Source organism: Nocardiopsis salina YIM 90010 (assembly GCF_000341025.1).
Classification (GTDB): Bacteria; Actinomycetota; Actinomycetes; order Streptosporangiales; family Streptosporangiaceae; genus Nocardiopsis; species Nocardiopsis salina.
Genome location: NZ_ANBF01000172.1, coordinates 1 through 13,069 on the forward strand (window position 1 = coordinate 1; position 13,069 = coordinate 13,069).

The following is a 13,069-nucleotide window of genomic DNA, read 5'->3' on the forward strand; positions in this document are numbered from 1 at the left end:
GCTCGGCGCGCTCGACCACACCGTGGAGACCTGACCCGTGTCCCTGGCTGAACGCCTCCAGAGCCTGTTCGTCGCCGTGGCCGCCCTCGCCGGCCTGGGCGCCGGACTGGCGCTGCCCATCGGCCCCGCGGCCGAGCACGTCGTGCTCCCCGCACTGCTGGTCATGCTCACCGCCGTCTTCGTGCAGATGGACGCCGCACACGTGGGGGAGGTGCGCCGGGCCCGCACGGTGGTGCTGGCCGGTCTCGTGCTGAACTTCGTGTTCACCCCGGCGCTCGCCTGGGCCCTCGGTGCCGGGTTGCTGGGAGGCGAACCCGACCTGCGCATCGGGCTGCTCCTGCTCCTGGTGACCCCGTGCACCGACTGGTACCTGGTCTTCACCGCGATGGCGCGCGGCCACACCGGGATCGCCGCCGCGCTGCTACCGGTCAACCTGGTCCTGCAGCTCCTCCTGTTGCCGGTGTACGTGCTGCTGCTGGGCGGCGAGGCGGCGATGGTCGACGCCGGGACCCTGGCCGAGTCGGTGCTGCTCGTGCTCGTGGTCCCGCTGGCGCTCGCCCTCCTGCTGCGTTGGGCGTCGGCGCGGTCCAAGGGTGAGGCCTGGCGCGAGCGGTACGTCGTCGTACCGGCCGGGAACGTGGTGCTGCCACTCCTCTACGCGGCGGTGTTCGCGATGTTCGCGTGGCAGGCCCGCACCGTGCTGGAGCACGCCGCCGACCTGCTCGCCCTGCTGCTGCCGCTCGGGGTCTTCTTCGTCGTGCTGCCGCTGGTCTCCGTCGGCCTGTCCCGGCTGCTGCGCCTTCCTGCCGCGCAAAAGGTCACGCTCACGATGACCGCCACGGCCCGGAACTCGCCGATCGCGCTGGCCATCGCGGTCGCGGCCTTCCCGGACCGTCCGCTGATCGCGGTCGCGCTCGTCGTCGGCCCGCTCCTGGAGCTTCCGGTGCTCGCGCTCCTGGCGCAGCTGGTGCGCGTGCGTGGGTCCCGCACCGGGGAAACCGCCCAGCACTGACCCCACCCCTACGGAACGGGGCCCGCCTGCGCCTTCGGTCCAGGGTGCCCGAACAGACTGTGTCTGAGATCTGAGACTCAGGCCACGGAGTTTTCCCAGGTCAGGGCGGATATTTCCACGGTGGTCGGAGCAGAGGGCGCTCAGGGCCCGCTCGTATGGCGCGACTCACACACAGAATGGGCGCAGCGCGAAGACCGGGTCCCCCGCGCGTCCTTCCTGTTTCCTGGAGGTGGTCCACCATGCCCGAGCCTGCCGAGAGCCCGCCCGTCACTGCGGTGAGCCCAGCACGCGGCCGTGTCCGGTTCGTGGTCGCCACCGTGGTCGGGCTCGTGTTCTTCCTCCTGCCGATCCCGGCCGAGGGACAGTGGACGATCCTGTTCGACCTCCTGGTCAGCGGCATCACCGAGGGGTTCCCCACCGCGGTCCGCTACTACGCGCTGACGGCCGTCCTCGTCGCCGCGGCGCTCACCGTCGGTGCGGCCCTGCAGCGCCGCGGCACCCTCTCCTCGGAACGCTTCGACCTCCGCGCCTTCGGTACCGGTCCGGTGTTCACGGCCGTCCGCCTGTTGGGCGCCGTCCTCGCGGTGATGATCGTCTTCGACGTCGGCCCGGCCGCGGTGCTGGACGAGGGCGTCGGACCGATGATCTTCTCCACCGTCGTCACAGCGGTAGGGGTGATCGTGCCGATCGGCGCGGTGTTCGTGAGCCTGCTGCTCGCCTACGGGGGGCTCGACTTCCTGGGGGCGTTCGCGCGGCCGGTCATGCGGCCGGTCTTCCGGGTCCCGGGCCGGGGAGCGCTCGACGCACTGGCCTCCTTCGTCGGCAGTTATTCGGTCGGCCTGTACGTGACGAACCGTATGTACCTGGAAGGACGGTACAGCGCGCGAGAGGCGGTCGTCCTCGCGACGTGCTTCAGCGGTGTGAGCCTGGGCTTCTTCGCCGTGGCCACCGCGACCCTGGACCTGATGCGATTCTTCCCGGTCATCGTGGGCTCGGTCCTGCTGGTGTGCGTGGTGCTCGCCGTGGTCCTCGCCCGGATTCCGCCGTTGTCCCGGATCCGCGACGACTACGTGGCCGACCCGCAGCCCGAGTCGGCCCCCGAAGGATCCCTCGCCCGGGCAGCGGTGCGCAGCGCGGTCGAACGGGCGTCGAACGCCGACGGCGTCGCTCGCGAGTGCTTCCGGGCGGTGACCGAGGGGATCCGCCTGGCCCTGGTCATCCTGCCCACCATCCTGGCGATCGGCACGATCGCGGTGCTCGTGGCCGAGCACACGCCGCTGTTCACCTGGCTCGGCCGCCCGCTCGAACCGGTCATCGCCCTGCTGGGGATCCCCGACGCCGAGACGGTCGCCCCCGCGAGCCTGATCGGCATCAGCGAGGTGTTCCTGCCCGCCCTCATCAGTACGGGGCTGGTCGTCGAGGCCAAGTTCTTCGTCGCTGTGCTGTCCCTGAGCCAACTGTTCTTCTTCTCGGCGACGATCCCGCTGCTGCTGGAACTGGACATCCCGATCCGTCTGCGGGACTGCATCACCCTCTTCTTCCTGCGCACCCTGCTCGCCATCCCCCTGGTCGCGGGGATCACCCATGTGGTCTTCCTCGTGGCTTAGGGAAGGACACACAATCGCCGCATGAACCGTGTTCCGTCCGCCACCCGGGCGCTGCGCATCTTGCGCCACCTGGCGACATGCTCAGGACCTGTGCCGGCCTCGACCATCGCCACCGACCTGGACCTGCCGCGTTCCAGCGTCTACCAGCTCCTGGAGGCCATGGCCGAGACCGGCTTCGTCACCCACCTGCCCGAGGAGCACCGCTGGGGCCTGGGCATCGCGGCCTTCGAGGTCGGCTCCGCCTACCTGCGGCACGAACCCCTGGAACGCCTCGCCCGGCCCCTCCTGCGCGCACTCAGCGGGAGGACCGGCGCCACGGCCCATCTCGGCATCCTGCACAGTGCCGACACCCTCTACCTGCTCAAGGAGCACCCGCCCCACGTCGCCACACTGATCACGGCGGTCGGGGTCCGGCTGCCGGCCCACCTGACCGCCTCGGGCCGCGTCCTCATGTCCCACCTGCCCCGCGCCCAGGTGCGGGCCCTCTACCCCGGCCGGCACAGCTTCGTCACCCGCACGGGGCTCGGCCCCACCACGCCGAGCGAATTGCGCGAGGTGTTGTCCCGGGAGCGCCGACAGGGCTGGTCCAGTGAGGAAGGTCAGGTCACGGCGGACTTCTCCTCGGTGGCGGCCGCCGCGTTCGACCACAACGCCACCCCTGTCGCCGCGATCGGTCTGACCGTGCCCAGTTCCCACCCGGTGGCCCTGTCCGCGCTCGCAGCGGATGCCCGCGCGGTCGCACAGGAACTCACCCGCTGCCTCAGCGGCAGACGCCCCGGCCACAGGCGTGCGGCCCGCACCCGGGCCGAGCCCGGCCACGACCGGTCGCGTCCGCTGTGAGGGAGGGAGCGCCGTGGGAGGTGCCGCACGTGCGCCGGTGCCCCGGAAACACGAAAGGCGCCCCGAGGGGCGCCTTCTCGCCTGTTCGACGGGGTTTACCCCGCCGAATCTGTACCTGTGCCCCCTGGAGGATTCGAACCTCCGCACACGGCTCCGGAGGCCGTTGCTCTATCCCCTGAGCTAAGGGGGCGCGGTTGCGAGAACAACTGTAGCAGGGGCTGCGGGGTCCTCGTCCACTCGGCAGAACCCGAGCGCACGCGCTCCTGCCCAGATCCTGCATCGCCATGTGCCGTTCGGGCGTTCCAGTGGTGCACGTTCACCCGGCGGCGGTAGGGTCTCGCCCGTGAACGCCCTACCCGCACGGGTTCTCGTCGTCGAGGACGACGAGATGATCCGGGAACTCATCCGCCTCAACCTCGAACTCGAGGGCTTCGAGGTGTTCACGGCCGTCGACGGCCAGGACTGCCTCGACCAGGTCGACCACGTCGACCCGCACGTGGTCACCCTGGACGTGATGATGCCGGGCCTTGACGGCTGGACCGCGGCCGAGCGCCTGCGTGCCCGCCGGACCGAGCTCGGTTGCCGGGTCGTGCTGGTGACGGCGCGGGCACAGGAAGAGGACCACAGGCACGGGGAGCGCATCGGGGTGGACGCCTACCTGACCAAACCCTTCGACCCCGACGCGCTCGTGGAGATCGTCCGCGGGCTGCTCGAGGGGGAACGGGAGTGACCCCCTGGTCCCTGGAGGCCGAGGTCCGCGGTGCCGCCGTGCGCGCATTCGACCTCGACCCGCAGCAGGTCCCGTTCGCCTGGCCGCGCGCCGAGCAGGCACAGAGGGGCCACGACGCCGCGTCCCCGCTCGCGCCCCGCATCGTCCGCCTCGTGGGCGCCTCCCGCGGCAAGGACGCCCCCGCGCGGGTGGGTGGCCGCCTTGCCGAGGAGCTCCGTCCCGGATACGCGGGTGTCAGCGGCGACCGGCGCGGGTTCGTCAACGTCACCTTCACCGCGGAACAGCGTGCCCGCATGGCCCGCGCGGCGGCCGACGGCCCAGTCTGGCTCACCGGCCGCACCTGGACGGGTGAAGGGGTCTGGCCGCGCACAGCGCTCCACGAGGCCGGCCCGCTCGCCCAGGCCCGCAGGCACGCCCGTGCCGACGCGCGTGCCCGCATCACCCTGGCCCTGGACGCGCAGGACCCACCGCCCGGTCCGGGGCAGGAGCACGTCGGCTGGCGCGATCCCTACCGCGACGGCGACGAGACCGAACTGCTCTCCGAGGCCGCCCGTGCCCTGGGCAGCATTGGGGAGGACAGTTCCCGCGTGGCCTTCTGCCGCTCCGTACCCGAACGCCCCCGCGAGAGCGAGACCACCGGCAACGATCTGCCGGTGCTGCCGTCCGCCGACCGTCCGGGCGCCTGGTCCCGCCTGACCGACGCCAACCCGGCCTTCCGCCTGCAGTACGCGCACGCCCACGCCACCAGCCAGGAACGCTGGACCGCCCAGGGTGCAGCGCCATCTGCTTCCTGCCCTGCCCACGCGGCTGCGCTCCGCGGCCGCCTCTTCGACGGCCCCAGCGCCCTGGACTCGGCCGCACGCAGAGAGGAACCCCATATCCTGGTGAGATACCTGGAGGGGCTGGCCAGTGCCTACGATGAGTGGCGGACGTGTCCCCGTGCCGCCGCGCGTGCGGAAGGGGCCGCCGCGGACCCGGCACTGCCCGCCGCCGTCGCCGGGGTCCTGCGCACGGGGCTCTTCCTCCTCGGTGTGTCCGCGCCCACGAGGTTGTAGGGCCCGCCGGCACCGCAACCTCACGCCCCGACCCGACCCTCTCGTCCCGATCGGGTCGGTGGACAATGGACGGGGCGCCCTCCGCCACCGCACAGACGAAAGTCCAGTCGAAAGCCCATCATGAGCCGCTACGCGCACCCCGCCGGATCCCGCCACGCGGAGGTCCTGCCGGAGGAGAACCCGCCACTGCCGCCCGAGGACCTCAACGCCCTCGACCCCAAGGTCTGGCCCGCCACGTCCCGCCGCGTCGAAGGCGAGCTGACCGTCGGCGGCATCGGGGTCGGGGAACTCGCCCGTACCCACGGCACCCCGCTCTTCGTCATGGACGAGGAGGACTTCCGCGCCCGGGCCCGTGACTACAGCACCGCGTTCGCCGGCTCGGACGTCTACTACGCCGGCAAGGCGCTGCTCACCAAGGCCGTGGCCCGCTGGGTCACCGAGGAGGGCATGAAGCTCGACGTGTGCTCGGGCGGTGAACTGGCCGTCGCCCTGGCCGCCGGGGTCCCGCCGGAGCGCATCGGCATGCACGGCAACAACAAGTCCGTGGCGGAGCTGCGCCGCGCCGTCGAGGCCGGGGTCGGACGCGTCATCCTCGACTCCCTCGACGAGATCGACCGCCTGGAGTCGGTGGCCGCCGAGGCCGGTGCCCGCCCCGAGGTCCTCATCCGCGTCACCACCGGGGTCGAGGCGCACACGCACGAGTTCGTCGCCACCGCGCACGACGACCAGAAGTTCGGCTTCGCGATGAGCACCGGTGCCGCAGCCGAGGCCGTCCGCCGCACCCTGGCCGCCGACCACCTCGACCTGGTCGGCCTGCACTCGCACATCGGCTCGCAGATCTTCGACACCTCCGGGTTCGAGGTCGCCGCCCGCCGGGTCGCGCGCTTCCTCACACAGATCCACGAGGAACTCGACGTGACCCTGGCCGAGCTCGACCTCGGCGGGGGCCTGGGCATCGCCTACACCTCCGTCGACGACCCGCTCGACCCCAAGACCATCGCGGCCGGGCTGACCACCATCGTCCAGCGCGAGTGCGAGGAGGCCGGGCTCCCGGTCCCGCGTCTTGCCGTGGAGCCGGGCCGGGCCATCGCGGGCCCCGCCGGGATCACCGTCTACGAGGTCGGGACCGTCAAGGACGTCGAGGGCATCCGCACCTACGTCAGCGTCGACGGCGGCATGAGCGACAACATCCGCACCGCCCTGTACGGCTCGGAGTACACCGGCCGCCTGGTGTCGCGGGTCAGTGAGGCAGAACCGATGCTCTCCCGCCTGGTCGGCAAGCACTGCGAGAGCGGTGACATCATCGTGCACGACCTGTACCTGCCCGCCGACCTGCGGCCGGGGGACCTGGTCGCGGTCGCGGCCACGGGCGCGTACTGCTACTCGATGGCGAGCAACTACAACCATTTGCCGCGTCCGGCCATGGTCGCGGTCCGGGACGGGGACTCCCGGGTCATCGTGCGCAGGGAGACCGAGGAGGACCTGCTCCGCCTCGACGTCGGCTGAAACGTCCACCCCCGGGAGCGGCACAGGCCGCGCGAGGTCACGGACACGAGAGAAGTGGGAGTCACGCCCAAATGGCGATGAAGGTGGCGCTGCTCGGATGCGGCGTAGTGGGTTCGGAAGTCGTCCGCCTGGTCGACGAACAGGCCGAGGAACTGGCCGCGCGCGTGGGCACACCGGTGGAGATCGGCGGTATCGCGGTACGCCGCCTCGACCGGGACCGCGGTGTCGACCCCGCGCTGCTGACCACCGACGCCACGGGTCTGGTCACCCGGCCCGACATCGACGTGGTCGTCGAGGTCATCGGCGGTATCGAACCGGCCCGCACGCTGATGCTGACCGCGCTCAAGGCCGGCAAGTCCGTGGTCACGGCGAACAAGGCGTTGCTCGCCGAGGACGGCCAGACTCTGCACGCGGCCGCGCGCGAGGCAGGCGTCGACCTCTACTACGAGGCATCCGTGGCCGGGGCGATCCCGCTGCTGCGCCCGCTGCGCGACTCCCTCGCCGGGGACCGCGTGAACCGGGTGCTCGGCATCGTCAACGGCACCACCAACTACGTGCTGGACCGGATGGACTCGGTCGGCTCCGGCTTCACCGAGGCGCTGGAGGAGGCGCAGACGCTCGGGTACGCCGAGGCCGACCCCACCGCGGACGTGGAGGGCTTCGACGCCGCCGCCAAGGCCGCGATCCTGGCCCGCCTGGCCTTCCACACCCAGCAGGTCACCGCCGCCGATGTGCACCGTGAGGGCATCACCGCGGTCTCGGCCGCCGACATCGCCAGTGCCCGCGCGATGGGGTGCGTGGTCAAACTCCTGGCGATCTGCCAGCGCTCGGAGGACGGCGAGTCGGTCGGCGTGCGCGTCCACCCGGTCATGCTGCCGGTCGACCACCCGCTCGCCAGCGTCAAGGAGGCCTACAACGCGGTCTTCGTCGAGGCCGAGTCCGCCGGACGCCTCATGTTCTACGGTGCCGGCGCCGGTGGCACCCCCACCGCCAGTGCCGTGCTCGGCGACATGGTGGCCGTGGCCCGCAACCGGCTCGCCGACACCCATGTGGGCGAGGGCGGACACGACACCGGGCTGCCCGTGCACGACATGGGGGAGACCGTCACCAGCTACCACGTCGCACTCGACGTCGCCGAGCGTCCCGGTGTGCTCGCCACGGTGGCGCAGATCTTCGCCGAGCACGGGGTCTCCATCAAGAACGTGCGCCAGGAGGGCAGCGGCGACGACGCCCAGCTCGTCCTCGTCAGCCATCAGGCGCCCGACGCCGCCCTGCGCAGCACCGTCGAACGGCTGCAGGAGGACGACGTCGTGCGTGAGGTCGCGAGTGTGATGCGGGTGGAGAACTTCGCGTGAAGTAGTCGCATGCCGGCGCCCGAACGGTGATCTCCTCGGGCCGGGGCCGAGTGCGGGAGCAGGCTCTACCGACCTCTCGGGCCGGGCTCGGCCGGCTCTGGCCGGGCCGGCGTCCGGAGTCCGTCCTCCGGGCGCCGGACGTGCCCTCGGTGCACCCGAAATGTCCATATCCCGAGACGCTCGCCCGCGATCCGAGACGGTCCCTTGATGCCCATAGACTCGTGGGCAGGTGGGAGCCCACGCACTCGCGCTGGCCCCGCCGGACCGATCGCGCGTGGAGCGTCATTCAACACCCGAAAGGGACACCGTCGTGAGCATGGCACGGGCGTGGCGAGGCGTCGTCGAGGAGTACCGCGACCGCCTCCCCGTCAAAGACAAGACCCCAGTCGTCACCCTGCAGGAGGGCGGCACCCCGCTCCTTCCCGCCACGCGCGTGTCCGAGCTGACCGGCTGCGAGGTCCACCTCAAGGTGGAGGGGCTCAACCCCACCGGCTCCTTCAAGGACCGCGGCATGACGATGGCGATCACCAAGGCCGCCGAGGAGGGCGCCAAGGCCGTCATCTGCGCCTCGACCGGCAACACGAGCGCCAGCGCCGCCGCGTACGCGATCCGGGCGGGCATGACCTGCGCGGTCCTGGTCCCGCAGGGCAAGATCGCCATGGGCAAGCTCGCCCAGGCGCTCGTGCACGGTGCCACGCTCCTGCAGGTCGACGGCAACTTCGACGACTGCCTGGAACTGGCTCGCAAGCTCAGCATCGACTATCCCGTCGCGCTGGTGAACTCGGTCAACCCGTACCGTCTCCAGGGTCAGAAGACCGCCGCGTTCGAGATCGTGGACGCGCTCGGCGACGCCCCCGACATCCACTGCATCCCCGTGGGCAACGCCGGCAACATCTCCGCCTACTGGATGGGCTACTCCGAGTACGCCGACGACGACATCTCCACCCGCAAGCCCCGCATGTTCGGGTTCCAGGCCAGTGGCGCAGCGCCCATGGTCGACGGTGCCCCGGTCACCACGCCCAACACCATCGCCACCGCGATCCGCATCGGGAACCCCGCCTCCTGGGACCTCGCCGAGAGTGCCCGCGAGGACTCCGGCGGGCTCATCGACAAGGTCACCGACCGTCAGATCATGGCCGCATACAAGCTCCTGGCAGCCGAGGAGGGGGTCTTCGTCGAGCTCGCCTCCGCCGCGAGCGTGGCCGGCCTGATCCAGGCCGCCGAGCAGGGGCTCGTGCCCGAGGGCAGCCGCGTGGTCTGCACCGTCACCGGCAACGGCCTCAAGGACCCGGACTGGGCCCTGGCCGGCGCGGGCGCTGCGACCACCGTGCCCGTCGACGCCCAGGCCGCCGCCAAGGCCCTCGGCCTCGTCTGACTCCGCGGGCGGCCCCCGCCGCCCGCCCACGCACACCCCGGGCCCGCGCCCGGGGTGCCCCCATGGAGGAGCCACGATGACCCGACCCACGCGGGTGACGGTGCACGCGCCCGCCACGAGCGCCAACCTGGGCCCCGGCTACGACGCCCTGGGCCTGGCGCTGTGTCTGTACAACGAGTTCGAGGTCCGCCTCCGCGACGACGACCGCCTCACGGTCAGCGTCGAGGGGGAGGGCGCTGGTGAGGTCCCACTGGACGGCCGCCACCTGGTGGTGCGCTCGTTGCACGCGGCCTTCGACCGAGTGGGGGAGAAGGCCCCGGGCCTCGACCTGGCTTGTGTGAACCGCGTCCCGCACGCGCGCGGGCTCGGGTCGTCCTCCTCCGCGATCGTCGGTGGGGTCACCGCGGCCGCCGCTCTGCTGGGCCGTACCGGTCCCGACGGCGGTCCCGACCGCGACTGGATCTACCAGGTGGCCGCCGACATCGAGGGCCACCCCGACAACGTGGCGCCCTGTGTGTACGGCGGTTACACCGTCGCCTACCGCGAGGACCGGGGGTGGGGAGCGGTCTCCCCGGCCGTGGACCCGCGCATCCTCCCCGTGGTGTGCGTGCCCGGTTGGCGTGTCTCGACGGCACAGGCGCGGGGACTCCTCCCGGAGACGGTCCCGCACGCCGACGCCGCCTTCAACGCCGGCCGTGCCGCACTCATGACCGCGGCCGTTTGTGGCCATCCCGAGGGTCTGTACGCGGCCACCCGGGATCGGCTGCACGAGGCGTACCGGGCCCCGGCCATGCCCCGCACCCTCGACCTCGTCTCTGACCTCAGGGAACACGAGAATCTGCCCGCCGTGGTCTCCGGGGCAGGACCCACCGTGCTCGTCCTGTGCTCGGTCACCGAGGGCGTGGCCGCCCCGGAAACGCCCGAAATTGCCCGGCAGGTTGATTCGATCCGGTGGAGGGCGGGTAATGATTGGGATGTACGCCCCCTGCACGTCGAGCCGGCGGGGGTGTGGACCCCATCTCCCCATCCGTAGCTTCCGTGTCGAGGAATAGCCGTGGCCGCTGGTGATGTTAGGCTTGGTGAAGCACCAGATGCCCCGTTGCGGGGCGTGTGCTCATCCGCCACGACGGCACCCGCGTCCCATACTCCGGCGGTCCGGTCCTACGATCGCGCGGAGGCGGTGGCCAGAGTGGTGAGTCAGCGGTTCTCCGCGATCTCGCCCTTCATTCTCAGCAGTCACCTCGTCCCCGGATGAGTGTGGCCAAGGTTGACGGGCATCATCACTGAGCCACCCGCCCCGACGTCTGGCCATACCCAGAGCCCGCCGCGATTGGGTAGGGGACCGTCTTCTCGCCGGTTCCGACCGACGTGGGGCACGCCCTACCCGGCCCCTGCCGGTTCGCAACACACGGGCCGGCCGCTCCAGCGACCTGCTGACGGCCGAAGCCCGCTCCTTGGGAAGGACCCTTAGTGAGCGACACAACCGAGCTCCACACGGACGCGGCGGTCGACAGCAAAGCCACCACCGACGCTTCCGGTGCCGAGAACGGTGAGTCGGCGTCGAACAACGCCACCTCCTCGTCTCGGTCCCGCGCGAGCACGCGGGGTACCGGGCTCGCGGCTCTGAAGCTCCCCGAGCTGCAAAAGCTCGCGTCGAGCCTGGGCATCACCGGTACGGGGCGCATGCGCAAGAGCGACGTCATCGCCGCGATCGAGGCGAAGCAGGGGGGACCCGTCGAGGCCGCCCCGGCCAAGCCCAAATCAGCAAAGAAAGCCGACCCGGCGCCCAAGGCCGGTAAGGTCGGGGACACCGGCGGACCGGCCGAGGCCCCGGCCTCCGAGAAGACGGCCTCGGACCACACCCGGGACAACAAGAAGTCCTCGGGTGAGCAGCCGTCGGACCAGGCCGTGGCCGACTCCCAGGGCGGGAAGGGCGACAAGCCCTCCCGGAACCGCCGTTCGTCCCGCAACCGCGGCGACGACTCCGGTGAGCAGCCCCGAGCGGTGGACGGCGCCGACTCCTCTACCTCCGCGAGCAGCGTGACCAAGACATCCAGCACCCCCCGGAAGAACGGCCCCGACGCCTCTGAGGACCGGGAGAACAACAACCGGTCCGGTCAGGGGCGAGAGCGTCAGCGCAACCGCCGTAACCGCAACCGCGGCGGCGGAGGCGGCAACGATGATCAGAACAACAACGCCCAGCAGGGCGGCGGTGGTCAGAACCAGGGCCGCGACCAGAACAACGACGACGACTTCGGCGGAGGTGGCGGACGCCGCCGCGGCCGGCGGCGCGACCGCCGGGACCGGCGCCGCGGGGGCGGCCAGGAGGCCGACCCGGTCATCGGTGACGACGACGTCCTGCTGCCGGTCGCGGGGATCCTCGACATCCTCGACAACTACGCCTTCGTGCGTACGACCGGCTACCTGCCCGGGCAGAGCGACGTCTACGTCTCCCTCGCCCAGGTGCGCAAGCACGGCCTGCGCAAGGGCGACCAGATCGTCGGTGCGGTGCGCCAGCCCCGTGAGGGCGAGCGCCGCGAGAAGTTCAACGCGCTGGTGCGCCTGGACTCGGTCAACGGGATGTCCCCCGACCAGGCCAAGGGCCGCCAGGAGTTCTCCAAGCTCGTCCCGCTCTACCCGCAGGAGCGCCTGCGGCTGGGGGACGGNTGATGACCACGCGCATCATCGATCTGGTCGCGCCCATCGGCAAGGGGCAGCGCGGTCTCATCGTCTCCCCGCCCAAGGCCGGCAAGACGATGGTCATGCAGTCGGTGGCCAACGCGATCACCGAGAACAACCCCGAGTGCTACCTCATGGTGATCCTCGTGGACGAGCGTCCCGAGGAAGTCACCGACATGCAGCGCACTGTCAAGGGCGAAGTCATCCACTCGACCTTCGACCGTCCTGCCGAGGACCACACCACCGTCGCGGACCTGGCCATCGAGCGCGCCAAGCGCCTGGTCGAGATGGGTACCGACGTCGTGGTCCTGCTGGACTCCATCACCCGCCTGGGCCGCGCCTACAACCTGGCCGCACCGGCCAGCGGGCGCATCATGTCCGGCGGTGTGGACTCCACGGCGCTGTACCCGCCGAAGAAGTTCTTCGGCGCGGCCCGCAACATCGAGGGCGGCGGTTCGTTGACCATCCTGGCGACCGCGCTGGTCGAGACCGGCTCGCGCGCCGACGAGGTGATCTTCGAGGAGTTCAAGGGCACCGGCAACATGGAGCTGCGGCTCAACCGGTCCCTGGCCGACAAGCGGATCTTCCCCGCGGTCGACGTGGACGCCTCGAGCACTCGCAAGGAAGAGATCCTCATGTCCAACGAGGAGCTCAACGTGGTCTGGAAGCTGCGCCGGGTGCTGCACGCGCTCGACACGCAGCAGGCCGTCGAGCTGCTCCTGGACAAGATGAAGGAGTCCAAGACCAACGCCGAGTTCCTGATGCAGGTGCAGAAGACCACCTGATCGGGGATCCCGGTACGGCGAAGGGGCCCTCCCGCGGCGGAGGGCTCCTTCTCGTGTGTGCGGCGGCCTCGTCCCGGAGCGCGGCCGCCGGGTCCGGGCAGATCCAGGCCCGGCGGGGCATTCCA

The 13,069-nt window shown here is 71.2% G+C and carries 9 protein-coding genes, 1 tRNA gene and 1 pseudogene; 10 read left to right on the plus strand and 1 reads right to left on the minus strand.

Annotated elements, in window-relative coordinates; genetic code table 11:
- Window positions 1–37: 37 nt before the first annotated feature.
- The 3 genes from D474_RS0119400 to D474_RS29365 all read left to right on the plus strand — a co-directional run bounded on the left by D474_RS0119400 (window position 38) and on the right by D474_RS29365 (window position 3,459).
- Complete coding sequence (locus D474_RS0119400; protein WP_017615169.1) at window positions 38–1,012, plus strand: arsenic resistance protein; 975 nt, start codon at window positions 38–40, stop codon at window positions 1,010–1,012.
- A 239-nt stretch (window positions 1,013–1,251) separates the two neighbouring features.
- On the plus strand, window positions 1,252–2,619 hold the full coding sequence (locus D474_RS0119405) for a YjiH family protein (protein WP_017615170.1): 1,368 nt from the start codon (window positions 1,252–1,254) through the stop codon (window positions 2,617–2,619).
- A gap of 21 nt (window positions 2,620–2,640) precedes the next feature.
- On the plus strand, window positions 2,641–3,459 hold the full coding sequence (locus D474_RS29365; protein WP_017615171.1) for an IclR family transcriptional regulator: 819 nt from the start codon (window positions 2,641–2,643) through the stop codon (window positions 3,457–3,459).
- Window positions 3,460–3,577: 118 nt separating this feature from the next.
- Here D474_RS29365 and D474_RS0119415 read toward each other — a convergent pair.
- Window positions 3,578–3,649: transfer RNA gene (locus D474_RS0119415), tRNA-Arg, on the minus strand.
- Window positions 3,650–3,802: 153 nt separating this feature from the next.
- Here D474_RS0119415 and D474_RS0119420 point away from each other — a divergent pair.
- The 7 genes and pseudogenes from D474_RS0119420 to rho all read left to right on the plus strand — a co-directional run bounded on the left by D474_RS0119420 (window position 3,803) and on the right by rho (window position 12,944).
- Entirely contained in the window at window positions 3,803–4,189 is a 387-nt protein-coding gene (locus D474_RS0119420) for a response regulator (RefSeq protein ID WP_017615172.1), read from the plus strand.
- On the plus strand, window positions 4,186–5,244 hold the full coding sequence (locus tag D474_RS0119425; RefSeq protein ID WP_017615173.1) for a DALR anticodon-binding domain-containing protein: 1,059 nt from the start codon (window positions 4,186–4,188) through the stop codon (window positions 5,242–5,244). Before D474_RS0119420 ends, D474_RS0119425 begins: the two co-directional genes overlap by 4 nt.
- A gap of 120 nt (window positions 5,245–5,364) precedes the next feature.
- Window positions 5,365–6,750, plus strand: coding sequence for a diaminopimelate decarboxylase (gene lysA, locus D474_RS0119430; protein ID WP_017615174.1), 1,386 nt, complete (start codon window positions 5,365–5,367; stop codon window positions 6,748–6,750).
- A 71-nt stretch (window positions 6,751–6,821) separates the two neighbouring features.
- The gene (locus D474_RS0119435) at window positions 6,822–8,105 is read left to right on the plus strand and encodes a homoserine dehydrogenase (RefSeq protein ID WP_017615175.1); all 1,284 of its coding nucleotides are present in this window, start codon (window positions 6,822–6,824) and stop codon (window positions 8,103–8,105) included.
- Window positions 8,106–8,421: 316 nt separating this feature from the next.
- A complete protein-coding gene (gene thrC / locus D474_RS0119440; RefSeq protein WP_193374029.1) occupies window positions 8,422–9,480 on the plus strand; it encodes a threonine synthase in 1,059 nt (352 codons plus the stop codon).
- Window positions 9,481–9,574: 94 nt separating this feature from the next.
- Window positions 9,575–10,513, plus strand: a complete 939-nt coding sequence (thrB, locus tag D474_RS0119445) for a homoserine kinase (RefSeq protein WP_026118632.1) — start codon at window positions 9,575–9,577, stop codon at window positions 10,511–10,513.
- Window positions 10,514–10,950: 437 nt separating this feature from the next.
- Window positions 10,951–12,944: pseudogene (gene rho / locus D474_RS29370) on the plus strand (transcription termination factor Rho).
- The last annotated feature ends 125 nt before the right edge of the window (window positions 12,945–13,069 follow it).

Coding starts and splice junctions, on each gene's coding strand:
- D474_RS0119435 (WP_017615175.1), top strand. CDS start 6,822: ATGGCGATGAAGGTGGCGCTGCTCGGATGCGGCGTAGTGGGTTCGGAA.
- D474_RS29365 (WP_017615171.1), top strand. CDS start 2,641: ATGAACCGTGTTCCGTCCGCCACCCGGGCGCTGCGCATCTTGCGCCAC.
- thrC (WP_193374029.1), top strand. CDS start 8,422: ATGGCACGGGCGTGGCGAGGCGTCGTCGAGGAGTACCGCGACCGCCTC.
- D474_RS0119405 (WP_017615170.1), top strand. CDS start 1,252: ATGCCCGAGCCTGCCGAGAGCCCGCCCGTCACTGCGGTGAGCCCAGCA.
- lysA (WP_017615174.1), top strand. CDS start 5,365: ATGAGCCGCTACGCGCACCCCGCCGGATCCCGCCACGCGGAGGTCCTG.